We start from the raw sequence: 20,403 nt of genomic DNA, 5'->3' as shown, positions 1-20,403 counted from the left end.
ATTTATTGAATTTAAAAAAAAAAGTAATTGCTTGTATGCTAGAAGGTCTTTAAAGTAGAGTTAGCCGGTCAACAATAAGTTGATTGTAAAGTTTTTCTTCGCAGTAGCTTAGGGAAACGAATTCAAAGACTTTGTATCTTTAAATATGAGCTTAAAATATTACGCCTGTGGTAATCTCTAACAAATCAGAATACGCACTTCTAGCCCTGTTAGAGTTGGCAACCTGCTACCCTAACGGTGAAGCCCTACAAATTAGAGAGATAGCGGCCTTGCAAGATATCCCAAACCGCTATTTAGAACAACTCCTAGCGACATTAAGACGTGGAGGTTTAATTAAGAGTATACGCGGAGCCAAAGGTGGCTATGTTCTGGCACGAGATCCCGGAAAGATTACAGTGTTGGATGCTTTTAGCTGCATGGAAGGGTCAGATATTGTTGTCTCTCCTTCTGAGCCGACTCCTAATACGGTAGAAGGTGAGCTAATTCAGGAAGTTTGGCAAGAAGCACGTCAGGCGGCTAACTCTGTTTTGGAAAAATATACACTCCAAGACCTTTGTGAACGAAGATCGATCCGAGAACAGAAGGAGCTAATGTATTACATTTAGGAGGGATGACCAAATAATTATCGCAACACCCATTTTCCCCAAGATTTCGACCCAGTGAAAGCGGGTATGCAGATTAAATTTGAAGATTGATTAATTTAAGTTGAGCGATCGCACTGGCCTCAAGATAGAAGATATTTCTCTCAAAAGAGTTGTATTTTGGTAGAAAAGCCTATCTATGAGGTTGACAATGGAGGCGAAAAGTGAAACCTTCAACCGACGCGCACCACTAATTACTGCTGGAATTTTTCTTGGTGTGGGTCTTGGAGGGTTTATTGATGGAATTTTGCTGCATCAAATCCTCCAGTGGCATCATATGCTGAGTAACATTAGACCTCTGACAAACAGGGCGAATATAGATTTGAACATGGTGTGGGATGGGTTCTTTCATACCTTAAATTGGGTATTCACCGTGATAGGAGTTGTCTTGCTATGGCGTGCCGCAGGGCGTGATGATCTTACTTGGTCATCACAGACCTTTATTGGATCGATACTGATTGGGACTGGGTTATTCGACTTGGTTGAAGGTTTAATTGACCACCAAATTCTCGGTGTTCATCATGTGAAAGCAGGCCCAAATGAGTTAGCTTGGGATTTAGGATTTCTGGCATTTGGTGCGCTACTTGTTCTCATCGGCTGGCTAATGATAAAAATGTCAAGAGTCATTAGTCATTAGTCATTGGGCATGGGGCATGGGGCACAAGAGGCAGAGGAGCAGAGGGGCAGAGGGGAAAAACTTACTCCAACTTCTCCCCTGCTCCCCCTGCCTCCCCTGCTCCCTCGTCCCCCCACTCCCCACTCTCCTCTATGACAGATACTTTTGAAAAAACTAGCTGGAGTTGGCAGTTGTCTCAATTCCAACAACAAGCGGGTGAATGGTGGGAATACCAGTTTTACCGCTTTGAACGGGCTTTACCAGAATTGCCTACTGGATGGTCAATTAGTCCTTGGCTTAGTGAGTTGCTGAAATTCCTGTTTTGGCTGGTACTGGGATTATTTGTAGCATGGGTGGGTTGGCGATTATGGCGAGAATTCAGTCCCTATATATATTCTTGGCTAAATAGAAGTGGGAATCTCACTGATTTTCGCGTAAAAAATCGCTCTAATGAGTCATCCATTGCTCTTTTGTTGGAGCGATCGCAAGAATTTTACCGTCAAGGTAATTACCGTGAGGCTTGCCGTTGTGTTTATTTAGCAATGTTGCAGCAGTTGGATAAAAATGCGATGTCTAACGACAAGCCGCAGGGCGTCTACGCACCCCACAAACTCAGCCGTACTGATGGAGAATATCTGCAATTGCTGCGATCGTCTGTGACTCCCATACAGCCCTATGAAACTTTAATTACCACTCACGAACAACTATGTTTTGGTAATGCCGAGATTTTGCCAGATAATTATGAGCAGTGTCGGCAAGCTTATCGAGAAATTTCCCCAGAATGAAAAAGAGACGTTGCATTGCAACGTCTCTACATAAAACAAACAATATTTTATATAAAGAATTCAGAACTCAGGAGTCAGAATTCAGTATGAATTCTGTACGAGTGGGTGACGAATATTGGTTACAAGCGAGTGGAATAGTGGGCGAAAAAAATTAAAATATTCTCGCCTTAAAACTCTATCTCTTTATGGGTAGAGTATTCTGAATTCTGAATTCTGAATTCTGTATTCTGACTCCTGTTTTATTTGGTAAGAATAGCGATCGCCTTGTCCACAGCTTGCAAGGCAGTATTGACTTCCGCCTCTGTAACAATTAACGGTGGCACAAACCGGACTACTTTTGGCCCGGCTGGTACCAGCAATACACCTTCCTTGATAGCAGCATTGACGACATCGGCTGCGGTTATCTCGATGTCGGCTCGTAACTCCAAACCGTTGATTAAACCCCAACCCCGAACTTCGCCAATGTGCTGAGGATATTTTGCGGCGATCGCCTTCAATCCCGATCGCAATTGTTCGCCCCTATCTTGCACATTCTGCAAAATATTTTCCCGTTCCAATGTCTGACAAACACTTAGTGCTACACCACACACAAAAGGATTTCCACCAAAGGTGCTAGCGTGTTCCCCTGGTTGAAAAACATCGCAGAATTTCTTACTCATCATTGCACCGATGGGGACACCGCCACCTAAGCCTTTAGCACTGGTGAAAATATCCGGTTCAACGCCGAGATGTTCGTAAGCCCATAATTTGCCACTGCGCCCCATACCAACTTGCACTTCGTCGAAAATCAACAAAACGCCAGTTTCATCGCAAATCTGCCGGAGCTTTTTGAAATAGGCAACATCTCCTGGACGCACACCGCCTTCTCCCTGCAATGGCTCGATCAGAATTGCTGCTACCCGATAATCGCCTTCATCCAACTCGCTAATCGCTACTTCCACAGCGCTAATATCGTTGTAATTTACGTAGTGGAACCCAGGAACTAGGGGATCAAAATACTTTTGATACTTTGGTTGTGCCGTGGCGGTAATGGTTGCCAAAGTCCTTCCGTGGAAACTGGCATGGGCGGTTAAAATAATTGGTTTTTCAATGTCTAATACTGTGTGGGCGTATTTCCGCGCCAGTTTAATTGCAGCTTCGTTAGCTTCAGCTCCAGAGTTGCAGAAAAATACGCGATCGGCACAGGAATGATCGACAAGCCATTTTGCCAATTCACCTTGCTCAGGAATGTAATACAAATTAGAGACATGGTGCAGCTTTTGGATTTGGCGTGTTACCGCTTCTACCATTGCTGGGTGGGCGTGTCCCAAAGTACAAGTAGCAATTCCCGCTACAAAGTCCAGATATTCCCGCCCCTGCGTATCCCAAACCCTGCATCCAGCACCCCGTTCTAGGGCTAAGGGAAACCGGGCGTAGGTAGACATGACAGCTTCATTAAAGCTATCTGTATCAAAGGGACTAGATGCTGACCCTGAATCTGGGGGGATGGTGGCTTGGTCAACGAGAGTTTGTAGGCTCACTAACGCTCCTCCTGAAAGTTTTTCATTATATAGTTATTTACTAGTTTCCTAGAAATCCCTAAAAAATACTTTTTATTTAGCACAACTCGTACTTCTTCTTAGGCTAACGCTTATATAACCTCAAAGGCATGGCGGTGCTGAAAAAAATTTTGTACTCAACGCTTGAGCAAGAGTATGAGCGACAGGCAATTTCCATAGGCGCAGCCTGTCCAAATCTTGGGTAGAGTATAAGGGTTTTCTCATTGATGTCCAAAAAGCTAAGTAGTTATGAGCTATAGCAATCCGATTTGATTTCTGAATCACTCGTAGAGGTAAGGGACTGGAGATTAGGGGCAATGGGGACTGGGAAGAAGGAATAAAGCTGTACTGAGTTTTGTTCAAAAATCAAATATGAGTCCTATATTTAGATAATTTCTAAGTAAGTGGGCATGAATAATTAAAGGTTTGTAGTAAGCGACTTCAGCCCTTGCTAAGTACATAATTTCGTAACTTTATAGCGAATCCCTCTGTGTACCTCTGCGTTTCCCTCAGCGTTCTTTGCGTTTAAAACCGCTACGAATGAATGCAAAGCTGTACTAACAGACAAATTAATTAATTTTACATGGCGTAACCTAGTTTGATTTATTCTTGCCCACTTACTGAGATTAAATATACTAAAAAGGACGAATATTAAAAAGTTACTAGAAAACTAGAAAAATTAGGTTAAAAGTACTATTTTTACCTCATTCTCAACACTTGAGCAAAAATATCAACGTATCCAAAAAGAGTTGATGGCTGGGGCGATCGCTCTTGGCGGTGTTTTCTTCTTTGGCACTTTGTGGTATTGGCTAGTGGAGGGCTGGTCATGGGAAGATGCAGCTTACATGACAGTCATCACTTTAGCCACTGTGGGATATGGAGAGACGCACCCACTTGGTAGCCGAGGACGATTATTTACAATTGCCCTAATTTTGTTGGGTGTAGTCAATATCGGTTACATTGTCAACAGATTTACAGAAGCGATTATTCAAGGCTACTTTCAACAAGGAATTCGGCTACAGCAACAGAGGCGGTTAATGGAATCCCTGACAGAACATTACATTATCTGTGGATTTAGTCGGACTGGTCGCCAAATTGCCAAGGAATTTCGGGCAGAAGAGGCACCTTTTGTAGTGATTGATTCGGAGATTGAATCAGTACAAAGGGCGCAGTCTGAAGGTTACACAGCCTACCAAGGCGACGCTACATTAGATGACACACTTTTGAAAGTTGGTATTGAACGGGCGGTTTGCATCGTTGCAGCCCTTCCTTCTGATGCTGAAAATTTATACATTGTATTATCAGCTAAAACACTGAATTCGGGGATTCGAGTGATCGCACGGGCAAGTACAGAAGAAGCTTTGCAGAAGTTACGACGGGGCGGTGCAGATGAAGTCATATCCCCCTATATTACTGGTGGAAAGCGCATGGCTGCTGCGGCACTCAGACCCCAGGTGTTGGATTTTGTAGATGGGATTTTGACAGGTGCAGACCGCCAGTTGTATATGGAAGAATTTTTACTCGACCCGGCTTTCTGTCCTTTTGTGGGCCAAAGTTTGCAAAAGGCGAGATTGCGATCGCAATCTGGGGCACTGGTTCTCGCAATTCGCCGTGTTGATGGAACTTTAATCGGTGGCCCCACTGGCGATACGATTTTAATGCCAGGGGACCGGCTAATTGGTATGGGTACAGCAGAGCAATTGCGTAGCCTGAATCAAATTCTCGGCCCAATGAATTCCAAGAAACTGCGACGACCGAAAAATACTTGATTTTATTTTATTTAATTACTTTTTTATACTAATTAGATATTGTTTGTATAGTCTAATTGCGTAAACAGATTTAGACTTTCCCAAATCGCCGCTCCCGTTGCTGGTAGGCACACAAGGCACGATGAAATTCGGCACGGTCAAAATCGGGCCAGAGAGCATCGGTAATATAAATTTCCCCATAAGCCATTTGCCAGAGAAGGAAATTTGAGAGGCGCATTTCTCCACTGGTGCGAATTAATAAATCTGGGTCTGTAATTCCGGCTGTGTACAAGTGGCTCTCAAACACCTGTTGATTAATTTCATTGGGTTGGAGCATACCTTGCTGCACTTGCTTTGCGATCGCCTGACAAGCTTGTAAAATTTCCTGCCGTCCGCCATAATTAGTTGCTACTGAAAATCGGATACCACGATTATTCTTAGTTTCCTCCATTGAACGGGAAATTTCTTGTTGGAGCGATCGCGGCAAGTCTTGCAAGTTCCCCACAAACTTAATTTGAACATTCTCTTCGACCATTTCCCGCAGTTCTTGGCGCAAAACTCTTTGAAACAGAGTCATCAAAAAATCTACTTCTTCCTGCGGTCTTTTCCAGTTCTCCGTTGAAAAAGCATAAGCTGTCAGCGCCTGAATTCCCCAATCCTGACAACAGCGAAGTAAATCCTTGAGAGCATCTACCCCTCGCTTATGACCCATAATTCGGGGTAGACCCTGACGTTTAGCCCATCGACCATTACCATCCATAATTACCGCAACGTGCTGCGGCAATAGTTCTCGTTTTAAATCAGTAGGTAAATCTTGCAGTTTAGTTTGTTGTGCTGTCATTTTTTATCTCGAGAAGCGGTCGATGGTAATCTGAGTAAACGTGAAGCTAGTGCTAGTGTCTTGCCACCTATCCGACGAACAAAACTCAACAGACCAGGAGCAACAGCTTCCCTATCTACGGTTGGAGACAAAAGAGCTTCTAATGACTCTTTCAGTTTCCGAATCGTCAGCGGTCTATTTAGGGTTCCCCGTTCCGCTAAGGAAATAGAACCCGTTTCTTCAGAGACAACGACACAAATGCAATTTTCGACCCGCTCAGTAATTCCCATTGCCGCTCGGTGGCGTGTTCCCAACTGGCGCGAGGCTGTGCGTCCCGAAAGTGGTAAAATTATACCCGATGATATAATCCGTGAGCCACGAATCAATGTCGCTCCATCGTGTAACAAAGTTTTCGGCTGAAAAATTGTCTGGATTAGTTCTTTAGAAACTTCCGCATTTAGCTTTACTCCTGGCACAGAAAAATCTCGCTCATCAATTGGCCCTGTGGTTTCCACAATTAGTAAAGCTCCAATGCGGTTTTTTGACAATTCTTTAACAGCCTCAACAATTTCATCAATTACACTATCAGATTTGGGGATTGCCAGACGGTCGGGTTGAAACATCTGGCGGAATTCGCCACGCCCCAATTGCTCCAAAAACCGCCGAAACTCTGACTGTAGAGCAACTGCCATTGCCACAGCACAACCAATCACCAACTTTTCTAGTACAAAACTTAGCAGAGGTAGTCCGAATCTGCCACTTAGTGCTGAGGCTAGCATTAAGATAATGAATCCCCGCACCATCCATAGTGTCCGGCGCTCACTAATAATAACTAGTATCATGTACGTCAGCGCCAGCACCAACACAATATCCAGAGTCCCAAGTAGCAAGGACTGTGACCACCCCAGGTTTGCCAGCCATTGCTTCCACCAATCTCTCATGACATCTGGATTAAACTTTTGCCTCTAATTACGGTTAGTCATTTGTCATTTGTTATTTGTCATTTGTTATTAAACCGCGTCTACTGTGAAAACCGTAGTTTTTTGTAATGAGGCTAAAGCTCAAAACTCAAGCCACGACAGAATAATATACTCTTTTCAAAAACTATAGGTTTCAAAATAGACGGGGTTTAGCTCCTAGCTAATGACCAATTATCAAGGACTAATGACTATTTTTTAGCCTTTCTGGTAGGCGATCTTGTCGAATTAAATCTTTATAAGTTTCACGTTGCAAAATTAAATTTGCTTCGCCATTCGCCACTACGACTGCTGCCGGTCGGGGCAAGCGGTTGTAGTTAGATGCCATACTGTAATTGTACGCACCAGTTCCCATAACTACGAGAATATCCCCTGGTTCAGTCTTTGGGAGGAGAGCATTTTTAATCAGAATATCTCCTGATTCACAATGTTTACCAGCAATTGTGACTGTTTGGGTTAAAGGTGAAGACATTTTATTGGCAACAACTGCCCGATAAACTGATTGGTAAGTAATCGGGCGGGGATTATCGGACATTCCCCCATCGATCGCTACGTAGGTACGAATTTCTGGAATAACTTTGGATGAACCAATAGTATAGGCAGTAACGCAAGCTGTGGCAATTAGCGATCGCCCTGGTTCACTCAATAATTTCGGCAAAGGCAGATTTTCAGCTGCACAAGTTTCTTGGACAACTTCACAAATCGCCTTCACCCACTCTTCAATACTTGGGGGATCGTCTGATTCTGTGTACTTAATCCCCAAACCGCCACCAACATTTAACTCTGTAATATTTAAACCATACTTCCTGGCATCCCGTAGCCACTGCACCATGACAGCAGCCAAATCTTGATGCGGTTGGCGCTCAAAAATTTGGGAACCAATATGAGCGTGTACCCCTATACAATTAAGGATAGGTTGTTGACTGACAAAAGCAAACACCTCATCTAAATCGTTGGGATCAAAGCCAAATTTGCTATCTAAGTGTCCCGTGCGAATATATTCGTGAGTGTGGCACTCAATACCAGGAGTTAACCGTAGCATGATGCGGATTGGAAGAGAGGGTTGGGCTATTTCCACAAGGGTACGTAACTCATACCAGTTATCCGCCACAATGGTGACATCAGACTCGATCGCTAAAATTAATTCTTCACGAGATTTATTATTTCCGTGAAGATAAATTTTATCGGGACTAACACCCGCTTGTAAGGCGGTGTAAAGTTCGCCTCCAGAAACTACATCGATTCCTAAACCTTCTGATGCTGCGATCGCACAAACTGCTAAACAATTCCAAGCTTTTGAGGCGTACAATACTTGAGATTCGCCCTTGTAGTATTGCTTGAAAGTATCTCGGTATTGCTGACAAGCCGAACGCAGGGTTTCTTCATCTAAAATATATAAAGGTGAACCAAACTGCTCAACTAGGGTCGTGACATCACACCCACCAATTTCCAAGAGGTCATGATTATGGACTCTGGCAGTTAAGGGTAAAAGTTCCTGATTAGGCGATGGATTTGCCTTGCTGTCGTGCCTTTGAGGTAAATATTGACTTCCAGAATGTTGAACCCCAGTGGGGTGAGTCGATACCATAACTATAAAAGTTTTCCTTGTTCAAATTACGGGCTTTGAGTTTGTCTCCCGATTCCCAGTGTACAAAGGGTTTGTAACGTTATTCAATAAATGTGATTTCATTAGACTTAGAAATTAAATTACTGACATCAGAAAATCTCAGTGCTATTCTGGAACTCGATCGAGCTTGTTTTGGTGGACTTTGGACTCTGGACGGCTACAAACGAGAATTGGATAGTCCCAACAGCGATTTACTCGGTTTATTTTCTCCGTCCTCCAGCATCAGTTTGCTAGGAATGGGTTGCTTCTGGTCAATTTTAGACGAAGCCCACATTACAATTTTGGCGGTTCATCCTCAATATCACCGTCAAGGAATGGGTGCGGCTTTATTATATTCACTCATTAAGACAGCTTGCGATCGCAAAATGGAGCGAGCTACCCTCGAAGTCCGAGCTTCCAACTTGGCGGCAATATCTTTATATCAAAAATTTGGCTTCAAAACAGCTGGGCGGCGGCGGCGCTACTACCAAGATAACGATGAAGATGCTTTAATCCTTTGGCTGCCAGATTTACAACACCGCAAATTTAAAGCAACTTTAGACCAATGGTATTCCATTGTCAGCGATCGCCTGGAAAAATCCTTTTGGCACTTGCTTTTTAAGTAGTTGGGCATTATTAATTTTGATCTATTCGGGCTTGCGATCGCCCTCAGCAAAAAAATGCAACTTTATTACGCTAATTTAAATTTAAATATATTATTAAAAATTATTATCTCATAAGAATATAATATATAAATTATTTTTACTTGATATTAAAAAATATATATGTTAAATATAAATGTTTGGGATTGAGTAAAAAAACCCTTAATCTAAGCAGTCAGCTATTTGTAATAAATCCCAAAAACGCTGGTGAACTAAAGCTCCTCAGTACACTAGCCAGATAAGAGTAGTCAATAGTTAACAATTAGCCCATCAACTAAAGTCATAGCTTCAGGATGTCTATAATCTGTTATACAGGCATCCAAAAGCTTTGCCTGTGCTAAAATCAGCATACCGGCACGACCGCAGATGATGGGATAAAGCCATGTTTGAGCGCTTCACTGAAAAAGCCATTAAGGTAATCATGCTGGCCCAAGAAGAGGCCCGCCGTTTAGGTCACAACTTTGTTGGAACCGAGCAGATCCTCCTGGGTCTAATTGGCGAAGGCACTGGTGTGGCTGCAAAGGTGCTGAAATCAATGGGCGTCAATCTCAAAGATGCCCGAATTGAAGTTGAAAAAATTATAGGACGGGGATCGGGCTTTGTTGCCGTGGAAATTCCGTTTACGCCACGGGCAAAGCGAGTTTTAGAACTATCCTTGGAAGAAGCACGCCAACTGGGGCATAACTACATTGGCACCGAGCATCTGCTGTTGGGCCTAATCCGCGAAGGGGAAGGCGTCGCAGCCAGGGTGCTAGAAAACCTCGGTGTGGATCTATCTAAGGTAAGAACCCAAGTCATCCGCATGTTGGGAGAAACTGCCGAAGTTTCACCAGGCGGTTCATCCGGGCGCACAAAAACCCCGACTCTGGATGAATTTGGTTCAAACCTGACCCAGATGGCGATTGACAATAAGCTCGATCCAGTGGTGGGACGCGCCAAGGAAATTGAGCGAGTGATTCAGATATTGGGTCGCCGAACCAAAAATAACCCAGTGCTGATTGGGGAACCAGGGGTTGGTAAGACAGCGATCGCTGAAGGTTTAGCTTCACGCATTGCCACCAAAGATGTCCCTGACATCCTCGAAGATAAACGCGTCGTTACCTTGGATATTGGTTTGCTCGTAGCAGGAACCAAATATCGGGGTGAATTTGAAGAACGCTTGAAAAAAATCATGGATGAAATCCGCTCGGCGGGTAATGTCATTCTCGTGATTGATGAGGTACACACCTTAATTGGTGCGGGTGCAGCAGAAGGTGCTATTGACGCAGCAAATATCCTCAAGCCAGCTTTGGCCAGGGGTGAGTTGCAGTGCATCGGCGCTACAACCCTAGATGAATACCGGAAGCACATCGAGCGAGATGCAGCCCTAGAGCGACGTTTCCAGCCAGTAATGGTTGGCGAACCTACAGTTGATGAAACAATTGAAATTTTATATGGTCTGCGCGAACGCTACGAGCAACACCATAAACTGAAAATCTCCGACGAAGCATTAGTGGCGGCGGCGAAGTTATCAGATCGTTACATTAGCGATCGCTTCCTCCCAGATAAAGCCATCGACTTAGTTGATGAAGCTGGTTCTAGGGTGCGCTTGATTAATTCCCAACTGCCACCCGCAGCCAAAGAGTTAGATAAAGAACTGCGTCAGATATTAAAAGAAAAAGATGACGCGGTGCGCTCTCAAGACTTCGACAAAGCTGGAGAACTGCGCGATCGCGAAATGGAAATCAAAGCCGAAATCCGGGCGATCGCTCAAAGCAAGACCAATGCAACTGGCACAGAAGGTGAAGAACCAGTAGTTACAGAAGAAGACATTGCTCACATTGTCGCTTCTTGGACTGGAGTACCGGTGAATAAACTCACCGAATCTGAATCTGAAAAGCTGCTGCACATGGAAGACACCTTGCACCAGCGTTTAATTGGTCAAGATGAAGCTGTGAAAGCAGTTTCACGGGCAATTCGTCGCGCTCGTGTTGGCTTGAAAAATCCCAACCGACCCATAGCTAGCTTTGTCTTCTCTGGGCCTACTGGTGTAGGTAAAACCGAGTTGGCGAAATCCTTAGCTGCTTACTTCTTCGGTTCCGAAGAAGCGATGATCCGCTTAGATATGTCCGAATACATGGAGCGTCACACCGTCAGCAAACTGATTGGTTCCCCTCCAGGTTATGTTGGTTATAACGAAGGTGGTCAGTTGACCGAAGCCGTGCGGCGGCGACCTTACACCGTGGTGTTGTTCGACGAAATCGAAAAAGCGCACCCCGATGTATTCAACATGCTGCTGCAAATTTTGGAAGACGGTCGGTTAACTGATGCTAAAGGTCGCACGGTGGACTTCAAGAACACCTTGCTGATTTTAACTTCCAATATTGGTTCTAAGGTAATTGAAAAAGGCGGTAGCGGTATCGGCTTTGAATTCTCCGAAGATGCCAGCGAGTCAACTTACAACCGGATTCGCTCTTTGGTCAACGAAGAACTCAAGCAGTACTTCCGTCCAGAGTTCCTCAACCGACTCGATGAAATTATCGTCTTCCGTCAGTTGAACAAGCCGGAAGTGACTCAAATCGCCGAAATTATGCTCAAGGAAGTATTTGGTCGTCTGACGGAAAAGGGTATCACCTTAGAAGTCACAGACCGCTTCAAGGATCGTTTGATCCAAGAAGGTTACAGTCCCAGCTACGGCGCAAGGCCATTACGTCGGGCAATTATGCGTCTGTTAGAAGATAGCCTAGCAGAAGAAATTCTGTCTGGTCGTATCAAAGATGGCGATACAGCCCTTGTTGATGTGGATGAAAATGGCATTGTCCAAGTTAGTTCTCAACAGCGTCGGGAATTGTTACCTCAAGGTGTTGAGTAAGATTTAGGGTTTGGGATTTAAGTCTCAAATAAAAATTAGAAAACGGTAGAGTGTTTATTGCTCTACCGTTTTTTTATTGTCAAATCAATTAGAGCATAAGCTATTTTGCATTTTTAAAGAAGATGATTGAGAACCACTTGCGTCAGTCCTCTGTGATTTACGCAAGTGTCACAAGCGTCTACTAAGGTCAGTAGCTACTCGTCAATTAGCCACCCACGCTCTATTCCGTGTTCAATTCCGCCAGTCCAGTCCATTTTCAAATGGTTCCGCACTTTATAAAATAGATGTTGAACTACAACTGGATTAATCGAATTTTTAACATATTTGTCTTCATATCTAAATTCTCGATCAGTATTTTTTTGCTGACGTAGTACATAAATTTGGTCAACCTTGTACTTCCGAAGATTGACATCACTGGTCAGCTTAATCCACTCCATAAGTACAACATACAAACTATTTGGATTTCTTGCCTTTAAATCCTCTGCTGCTCGTGATGAACCTTCGAGCATAGTTTTATCGAGATATGTCTTACATTCAATCGCAACAACTGGAATATCGAAAATGTGTGTTTCGGTGTTTCCTGTAACTGTAACTTCAGAGTAATTTTCCGGTTCCTCTTTAAGAAGTGAGAGGATTTCGCCAGGATTTTCATCTTTCTCCGGTGGAGTTGCTGCTTCAAATGATGCTTGAATAGTTGCTCCAATTACAAAGTCATGATCTTTCTTTTCAATACGTGCATACGGTCGTTTAAGCATCTCAGAGTATTTTGGCGGTACAAAGAAAATATCTTTGAATGTATGTGATTTGCCGATGAGAGCATTTTCTCCAAAGTCTCTGACTAAATCTTTAAACAGATAGTACAAAAATTCCTCCAGCACACTAGAGTGAAGGTTCGATCTAGAATCAAACTTCTCAGCATAATGTTGCTGGTCTAAAAAGTCCTTATATTTGGATAGAAGTTCTACTCTAATAGCAATAATTGCGTCATCTTGATCGGTAGGTATTGATGTAGGGCCAACTAATTGGAAATTAGCTGAACGCCACTTATCATACTCAGTTCTAATCTCACTGAGATATTTTTTACTATCAACATCTCTGTATTTTGTGCGGTGATTCTCCTTTTGTTCAAGATTAGAGCCGTGAACTAAAGGGTTCCTATCGCTTTTGGGCATAGCTCTAATTTCTCTTGAAGATGAAGTGCGATCGCTTTTGCAAGAAGAGGTGGTACAGCATTACCTACCTGATTGTACTGGCAAAGAAACTTCTCATCAAATCTCTCTTCCCGATGTAATAATTTGTGAGATACAACAGTCTTCTTCCCTAGAAAACGATAAGTGTCAGGAAAAGATTGGACACGCGCCCCTTCACGGGCTGTCAAATTGCGATGTTGGAAAGGATGAAGGAAATTAGCGTAAAACGAAGCTGCTATTGTATGTGATGGTTTATACGGATTTAAACGTCGATTATTCTGGTCATAACTTATCTGAGATAATTCACCATTTCCACTACGTCGTCTAGCCCCATGTTCTTTTGGTGCGTCTGAACTTGATTCACCCCATTGAATATGTTTAAAGCGTTCTACAAGCCTCTGAGAATGATCCATTGCAACATGATTGTAAAGTGTTTTACTGCCATTCCTAATCCAATTTTGATAGCTATTTAGAGGTTCTGAAATGTAAGGTTGTTCCTCTTCTCCCTCACGTGCATTTAGTGGTGGTAAATCTGAGATAGCATCCCACAAGCTTAGGGCAGGAAGTAAACTCATACGTGCAAATATTGATAATTGAGAGCTATGGATATCCAATAAATTGAATGAATGTGTTCTTGGAGGAATATTTAATTCTCTCCCTGTTTTATTTCCAACAACAAATATCCGCTCTCTGATTTGCGGTACACCATATTCAGCAGCATTTAATGACCATACTTCTACAAAATATCCAAGATTCGCAAAAGTTTCTTTAATAATATCTATTACTTTTGTGCCTTCAAAATTTTGGCGTGAAAGTAAACCTTTAACATTCTCCATTACAAAAGCTTTAGGTTGAAGAAAACAGATCCACTGAGCAAAGTTAATGAATAAACTATTTCTAGGGTCTTTAGGATCTTTTTGTGCTGGCCCGGCAATACTAAAACCTTGACATGGAGGGCCACCAATAACAATATCCGGTTTGAAGAGACAGATATTTTTAACGCTACTTGCAGTGTTTAAATCACGGATATCTTGTTGAATAACTGTCATATTAGGACGGTTATGACGCAGTGTATCACAAGCCCAGGCATCAATCTCAACCGATAAAGGAACAGAGAAACCTGCCATCTCGAAACCTAGACCGAAGCCGCCAGCCCCAGCAAACAAATCAATAGTTATAGGTTGTGCTGTTACCATAGGCTCTTAATGTGGTTACTCATAGCGTTTACCTTCTAAACACTCTAGGATGATACGCTTGTACCCCTTTGTCAACCTGCCATACAGTTGTTCGAGTTAAAATATCCTGGCTATAAGTAATTTTTGGTATTTTTAATGACAAACGCACAATTGTTAATGTCACTAAGAATTTTTTAAGGAGAAATTGTCGAAATCTTCGCGGAAGGAGAACCTCACGCTTATAGTAGTAGTGGTGAAGCTGGTGACTATCTAGCAAAGTTATTAGCTGGACATTTTATGCAGAGACACGATTTTACTTGCATCTCTACAATGTCTTTTCATGAGTTTTATTCTGCGTTCACAAATTCCAAATAGCCATTGCTAAGTTCTTTCACTGCTAAATCATAAAATTGCTTACCATGTTCAGGCGTTGCTAAAGCTGGATTTGATCCCATGCGTCCATCTGGATAACGTACTCGAAAGTCAGCAGCGCTATAAATCCGATGTCCACTTGCAACTTCTGGTGAAAGAGGTGCTTGCTTAATCGCCTCTGGATAAACGTACTGCGTGAGGGCTACTTCACTTGGCGTTGCATGAGAACCTTCTTGATCCCCATATAATTCTTTAGCTAGCTTATATACAGAACCGCACATAAACCAGTTTGCCACTTGACATTGCACTTGTTGAGCATTGGCAATCTGCAAATCTTCTAAATACGCGTAAGTTTCTGAAAAAGCAGCTTTGAGGGTGGCGATATTACCGCCATGTCCGTTAATAAAGTAGAATTTGCTAAAACCAGCTTTGGCTAAACAAGTTACATAATCTCGCACTACTTGAATTAAAGTGCTGGGACGCAGACTGATTGAGCCAGGAAAAGCAGTATGGTGCAATGCCATGCCCACATTGATTGTAGGGCCGACGATCGCTTGAGTTGCATCACCTACACCAGCTGCGATCGCTTCTGCACAAATAGCATCAGTACCAATTAACCCCGTTGGCCCATGTTGTTCTGTGGAACCAATAGGAAAAATAATACCCTTTGACTGCTGTAAATAAGCTTCGACTTCTTGCCAAGTACTTAAATGCAGTAACATTCTTAATAATTTTCCTCAGTAAAATTGTGGTGGGATGAAACCTTGTGCCGCTAAACAGCATCTTCTGTAACTAAACTCCCACTAACACGATTATGAACTCTCTGGATTTTTTGTGCTGGCGATCCCACAAGATTCCCGACTTCTTTTTGAGAAATCGGGGATCTTTGTCCACTGCAAAATTTGGAGATAATTAGACTATCTATTTCTACGAATATTGTTTAGGGATGCAGTTGCAACAAGTTTCGACAGAGATGGATATAAGCAATTTACCGATTCTGCCATTTTATCCTACGATACTCGCCGCGAACTTTCCCATAATAGAAATCAAAATTGATTTATGAAATGTTGCTTTTCTGGATAATCAAGAAAAAAGTTGATCGATTTTGATTTTTGACTACTCAAAGTAATAATGCTTCTTTACGTCCTTTGTAATTATCCCATGTACAGGACATACCAGCCGGGAAAATCACTAAATTGCCCTTACCCATTTGCACTGCTGCTCCGCCATCAAGAGTAACAAGTACGTCACCTTCCAAAAAGTAACAAGTTTCTTGAGAATCATAAGTCCAAGGGAATTTTGAAACTTCCTTTTTCCAAATTTCCCATTTCAATACACCTAATTCATTGAGATATTCAAGTCTTAAGTTGATGCTCAATTTTAATTTCCATATTGTTTTTTTCTAGTTATATTCAGCAGTAAGATTGAATATCCTCTCCACACTGATCTACTAGATAACACAAAGCGCGAAAACGCAAGTAGACAAGTTCGTTATAAAGCGGATTCAGCTTGCACATTGGCGGAATATGAGCTATTTTGCGGCCAAAAAGCATGATATCACGCTCGAATGGACACTGAGCAGGAATTACTTTAGCAATAAATTTGGCTAATTTCCGATTCTGAATCTCGATTTTATCGAGCCATTGACGTAATGGTTGCAATAAATCTAATTTGGGTTGAGCAAATTGCTTTTTACTACCTATTTGATTCTTTTCTTCTAAAGGTTTAATAAAAGCAGGCAAAAAAATACGATGACTCTGTGTTTTAAGCATAGTTTTAGGCAAGGCTTTCCTTGTGTAGATGAACTATTTACCGATCGAAAATGTTCAATATTTTTGGTCAATTTGCATTGTGCTTGTAGATTCAGAAGAAAAGTAAGCATAATGCAAACAATTTACATGCATCTTTGGGAAGGGAAATGGTTTAACTAATTGTTATTTAAGCCCACCAAATGATGAATAACTGTCCCGTTAAATACAAAATAACAAAGAAAATATAAAAATGGCATTTCTTTAACTTATCGATTTCTAATCTTACAGATAGGAGTCTTATATATTAGATATAAATGCTTGGTTCTGAAACTGACTAGTATCTAAAGATATAGTTTATGACAGACAAACACAGTTTTGTTCTGACCCTACATACATTTCGCTAGGATTAGCCCCCTAATATCTTTCAATTTTAGAGTATTGAATATCCATATAATTGTCTGATATACTACATAAACTAACCTAGATATTATCTAATAAGTAGTAATAAATCGATTGATAAGTCAAAACAAATATAAGGACTTACACAAGAGCAAAGGGCACTTGTACTGAGTAAATCTACAGTTTTTTTATATAATCAGCTTTGTCCAACTACTACTCACTGTGAGATTTTGCCGTTAGCAGAGCCTCTTATAGAAAAATATTGGTTATTTTCCCCAGTTCTCACTCCCCGATTATGAAAAACTTAGTTATTTAAAATATCTTAACCCAGTATTAACCTGATATTTGCTGATATATTTTACATTCTGTTGCTCTAATCTTGTCAGCAATTTAGCTGGAAATGTCTTTGGTGAATATATAGGACGATACCAAGGTTGGTTATTAAAGTAATTTTGCAATTCAGTATTCTCAAAACCGCGGCCATGAATGGCAAAAATCGAATTTCGCATAATATCGAGTTCAAAACCGCTTTTCCCATCCAAATCTGCATCAGTTACAAGTCTTTGAGAAAGCCAGAGATAATTGTTGAGAGTTGTGGGATCAACTGGCGGTATTGATGTACTCGCGGAAGGTGATGGAGTTGGAACAGATGGGGTCGTTGGTGTCAATGTGAGAGTTTCTATGACTGGGCTTGTAACATTTGACGGTGTTTCTGAAGGTAATACCGTTTTATCTGCTATGGGTTGAGAAGATTTGGGTAACACTTGACTAATAATCACAGATGCACCAATTAACCCACCTGCTATCAAACTGCCCATGAGAATATTATTCTGACTATTACTACTTTGAGGGCTAGGCTGTGGTTTGATAGGCACTGTCTGAGGTGGCGGTGCGGAGACTACAGTCGGTTGAGTCAAGAGGGGTTGCGTCGGTGGAATTGGATTTGCTATGCTCTGCAAATAATCCAGCATTGCTCTGGCTGTAGGGTAGCGATCGCCCGATCGATTACTCTTGCCATAATTGGGCTAACATGACTGGCATATTGCCGCCAGACAATTTCAGCCGTTTGAGAATCGGTTTCTAGTTGTTGCGCCTGTTTACCAGTGAGCAAATAAATTACCGTCATTCCTAAACTGTATAAATCACTAGAATAAACAGGTCTACCTGCGGCTTGTTCGCTCGGCATATAGCCAGGTGTACCAATTACAATGGAACTGGTAGGATTGCCTTGAGAATTTACTACTGTTCCCATTGACTCCCGCACAGCACCAAAATCAATTAGCACTGGTTTAGCATCCCGATGACGCACAATAATATTATCTGGCTTAATATCGCGGTGAACAATATGCTTCGAGTGAACGTAATCCAGGACAGGTAATAAATTCATGAATAATTCCTGGACAGCACCTTCACTAAATAGCCCCTGCTTCTGGACTTTTCCAGTTAAGGTATCGCCTTCAACCCATTCTTGAACTAAGTAAAATTGTCCACCTGAAGAGAAATAGGCATATAATGCCGGAATTTGGTCATTTGTGCCACCGAGTTCTTCTAAAATAGCTGCTTCGCGTTGAAACCTCTCTTGGACTAACTGGTAAATTTGGGGATTGTTGTGAATCGGTCTTAGCTGTTTAACCACACAATGGCGCTTTGAAGGCATATACGTATCTTCAGCTAGATAGGTTTCACCAAATCCACCAGCGCCCAGTGTGCGGATAACTTGATAGCGATCGTTCAGCAGCTGTATTGTCATGGGAGATTATAAACGATATTCAATAAGATAGTTTTCCCCAAAACTACCTTCATTTTAAATCTAGTAAACCTTCTTCTTTCAATTTAGGATTGAAGCGAATCTGCATTTGCAAACCACGCACTTCTAACAATTGCGTTGAAATTTCTGCTTCTACTCTCCGTGCCACGTTTTTAAGAACTTTTATTTGTGCTAATTCATCATTAGCTGGATTTTGATAACTTGCCTGTTCTTCAGGTGTCATTACAACTTTGACATCAATGGGATGAGTCCATTTTTCCTTCTTATCCCCATTACCCCAAGGCACACTGCCATTTTCAGCAATCCAAGCATTTTCAGTATTTTCTAAAATTGCGCGACTAGGACGTTCAATAGTTTGAACTTTTACCCAATAGCATTGCTGTGGCTGACGAATTAAATGCTGCTTCAGGCTAAGATAAACATCACGGGAATATCCTACAAATTGCAGCACTTTGTTTTTGTCAAAGATAGCATATACCCCGATTTTACTTTGAAATTGTTCGGGTAATTGCCCGCGATCGTCTATATAAGGAATATATTCCAGAGTTGCCAAAGAAGAAAGATTTGTTTCAGAAGCCATAGATCAAATATCAAACTTACTATTTGCCTTCAGAATTGAAAATTGCGAATTATAAAAAAGTTATCTTTAAAATTATTCATTACTCAATTAATTTTTGGTAAATTGCACAAAGGCGACTGGGCTTAAAAATCTTAGCACTGAACATGAAATTTGGTGGCACATTAATGATGACATACTCATCAGATTCATGATATTTTTCAAATTCCGCTGGCATTCCTTTAGTGGTTGTTAAGCTGTAAGGAACTGGTTGGAAAAGTAATTTTGTAAATTTAAGTCGCTCACACCCCAACTGTTGGCAAATTTGGTTCAAGAAAGCAACGCTTGTCAATAAATTGAATAGAGTTTCTTGAGCTTGAGCTTCAAGAGTGAAACTGCCATCAAAGCTATGAACTATTTTAAGTGACATTTTATTGTATTAATAGCTAGTTATTAACGACTAAATGATATGAGATAGGCAATATATTACAGATTATTAGGCAACTAAGTCTACTTTTTTGTATAGATGTGTTTGCTGAAAAGTAACAACTTTAAATGTTCAGCCTATTAAATTGTAAGACTTCTGTCAGCTACATAAGGAAGCTGCCATAGTTAATAATCATGAAGTTTAACAAATGTTCAAGCATAGGTGATTTCTGCTTGCTCTGTGTTGAAAAAATAAGCTTAATTCTTTGAAACATAATTAAGTTTAGGTGTAAGCAAGATCCATTTTGGCATTGTGACGCGATCGGCATATCTAAATTTAGTTTTAGTTTAGAATGTTAAAACCTTTTTTTATCTAGTCTATTTTTCGGTAAATACTTCACGTTAATGTGGGCATGAATACTGAGATAAACCAAAAGCCCCAGGCTGTGGGGCGTGGGGCTTTTGGTTATGAATTATAAAACCTGGCATCGAGCTATTTTTGCGTAGGGCTACCCCTAAACT

General features: G+C 41.6%; 16 protein-coding genes and 2 pseudogenes. 6 read left to right on the top strand and 12 right to left on the bottom strand.

Features of this window, described 5'->3' with window-relative positions; translation table 11 throughout:
- Nucleotides 1-167 precede the first annotated feature (167 nt).
- From V7K44_RS21815 to V7K44_RS21805, 3 genes are all read left to right on the top strand, one after another.
- Entirely contained in the window at nt 168-605 is a 438-nt protein-coding gene (locus V7K44_RS21815; RefSeq protein ID WP_289795696.1) for an RrF2 family transcriptional regulator, read from the top strand.
- Nucleotides 606-792: 187 nt separating this feature from the next.
- Nucleotides 793-1,278, top strand: coding sequence for a DUF2243 domain-containing protein (locus V7K44_RS21810; RefSeq protein WP_334934261.1), 486 nt, complete (start codon nt 793-795; stop codon nt 1,276-1,278).
- A 131-nt stretch (nt 1,279-1,409) separates the two neighbouring features.
- A complete protein-coding gene (locus V7K44_RS21805) occupies nt 1,410-2,042 on the top strand; it encodes a DUF4129 domain-containing protein (RefSeq protein WP_334934259.1) in 633 nt (210 codons plus the stop codon).
- Nucleotides 2,043-2,281: 239 nt separating this feature from the next.
- On the opposite strand, the gene V7K44_RS21800 is transcribed toward V7K44_RS21805, so the two are convergent.
- Nucleotides 2,282-3,562: an aspartate aminotransferase family protein gene (locus V7K44_RS21800; RefSeq protein ID WP_334934257.1), complete on the bottom strand. Its 1,281-nt coding sequence runs from the start codon at nt 3,560-3,562 to the stop codon at nt 2,282-2,284.
- A 770-nt stretch (nt 3,563-4,332) separates the two neighbouring features.
- Between V7K44_RS21800 and V7K44_RS21795 the strand changes: the two genes are divergently transcribed.
- The gene (locus V7K44_RS21795) at nt 4,333-5,349 is read left to right on the top strand and encodes a potassium channel family protein (protein ID WP_334934255.1); all 1,017 of its coding nucleotides are present in this window, start codon (nt 4,333-4,335) and stop codon (nt 5,347-5,349) included.
- A gap of 70 nt (nt 5,350-5,419) precedes the next feature.
- Here V7K44_RS21795 and V7K44_RS21790 read toward each other — a convergent pair whose 3' ends face one another.
- The 3 genes from V7K44_RS21790 to lysA all read right to left on the bottom strand — a co-directional run bounded on the left by V7K44_RS21790 (nt 5,420) and on the right by lysA (nt 8,713).
- Nucleotides 5,420-6,169 carry an isoprenyl transferase gene (locus V7K44_RS21790; protein WP_334934254.1) on the bottom strand — a complete coding sequence of 250 codons (750 nt, stop codon included), beginning with the start codon at nt 6,167-6,169 and terminating at the stop codon, nt 5,420-5,422.
- A complete protein-coding gene (gene cdaA / locus V7K44_RS21785) occupies nt 6,166-7,089 on the bottom strand; it encodes a diadenylate cyclase CdaA (protein WP_334934253.1) in 924 nt (307 codons plus the stop codon). Before cdaA ends, V7K44_RS21790 begins: the two co-directional genes overlap by 4 nt.
- A gap of 220 nt (nt 7,090-7,309) precedes the next feature.
- Nucleotides 7,310-8,713, bottom strand: coding sequence for a diaminopimelate decarboxylase (gene lysA, locus V7K44_RS21780; protein WP_334934252.1), 1,404 nt, complete (start codon nt 8,711-8,713; stop codon nt 7,310-7,312).
- Between the two features lie 92 nt (nt 8,714-8,805).
- On the opposite strand from lysA, the gene rimI reads away from it, so the two are divergent.
- The gene (rimI, locus tag V7K44_RS21775; RefSeq protein WP_334934250.1) at nt 8,806-9,357 is read left to right on the top strand and encodes a ribosomal protein S18-alanine N-acetyltransferase; all 552 of its coding nucleotides are present in this window, start codon (nt 8,806-8,808) and stop codon (nt 9,355-9,357) included.
- A 418-nt stretch (nt 9,358-9,775) separates the two neighbouring features.
- The gene (locus V7K44_RS21770) at nt 9,776-12,244 is read left to right on the top strand and encodes an ATP-dependent Clp protease ATP-binding subunit (protein WP_069071487.1); all 2,469 of its coding nucleotides are present in this window, start codon (nt 9,776-9,778) and stop codon (nt 12,242-12,244) included.
- 194 nt (nt 12,245-12,438) lie between these two features.
- Here V7K44_RS21770 and V7K44_RS21765 read toward each other — a convergent pair whose 3' ends face one another.
- From V7K44_RS21765 to V7K44_RS21730, 8 genes and pseudogenes are all read right to left on the bottom strand, one after another.
- Nucleotides 12,439-13,416 carry a Bpu10I family restriction endonuclease gene (locus V7K44_RS21765; protein WP_334934248.1) on the bottom strand — a complete coding sequence of 326 codons (978 nt, stop codon included), beginning with the start codon at nt 13,414-13,416 and terminating at the stop codon, nt 12,439-12,441.
- On the bottom strand, nt 13,389-14,630 hold the full coding sequence (locus V7K44_RS21760) for a DNA cytosine methyltransferase (RefSeq protein WP_334934246.1): 1,242 nt from the start codon (nt 14,628-14,630) through the stop codon (nt 13,389-13,391). Before V7K44_RS21760 ends, V7K44_RS21765 begins: the two co-directional genes overlap by 28 nt.
- A 326-nt stretch (nt 14,631-14,956) precedes the next feature.
- The gene (locus V7K44_RS21755; protein ID WP_334934244.1) at nt 14,957-15,703 is read right to left on the bottom strand and encodes a creatininase family protein; all 747 of its coding nucleotides are present in this window, start codon (nt 15,701-15,703) and stop codon (nt 14,957-14,959) included.
- Nucleotides 15,704-16,097: 394 nt separating this feature from the next.
- A pseudogene (locus tag V7K44_RS21750) lies at nt 16,098-16,372 on the bottom strand (cupin domain-containing protein).
- Between the two features lie 21 nt (nt 16,373-16,393).
- Nucleotides 16,394-16,753 carry a Mo-dependent nitrogenase C-terminal domain-containing protein gene (locus V7K44_RS21745; RefSeq protein ID WP_334934242.1) on the bottom strand — a complete coding sequence of 120 codons (360 nt, stop codon included), beginning with the start codon at nt 16,751-16,753 and terminating at the stop codon, nt 16,394-16,396.
- A gap of 686 nt (nt 16,754-17,439) precedes the next feature.
- Nucleotides 17,440-18,881, bottom strand: a pseudogene (locus tag V7K44_RS21740) (protein kinase domain-containing protein).
- A 49-nt stretch (nt 18,882-18,930) separates the two neighbouring features.
- Nucleotides 18,931-19,479 (bottom strand): GIY-YIG nuclease family protein, encoded by a 549-nt coding sequence (locus tag V7K44_RS21735; RefSeq protein ID WP_334934240.1) that lies wholly within the window; start codon nt 19,477-19,479, stop codon nt 18,931-18,933.
- A 79-nt stretch (nt 19,480-19,558) separates the two neighbouring features.
- Nucleotides 19,559-19,885: a hypothetical protein gene (locus V7K44_RS21730; protein WP_334934238.1), complete on the bottom strand. Its 327-nt coding sequence runs from the start codon at nt 19,883-19,885 to the stop codon at nt 19,559-19,561.
- Between the last annotated feature and the right edge of the window lie 518 nt (nt 19,886-20,403).

Origin of the sequence: Nostoc sp. (assembly GCF_036917235.1) — a bacterium.
In the GTDB taxonomy this organism is placed as follows: Bacteria; Cyanobacteriota; Cyanobacteriia; order Cyanobacteriales; family Nostocaceae; genus Nostoc.
This window is presented reverse-complemented; position numbering and strand designations above follow the sequence as displayed.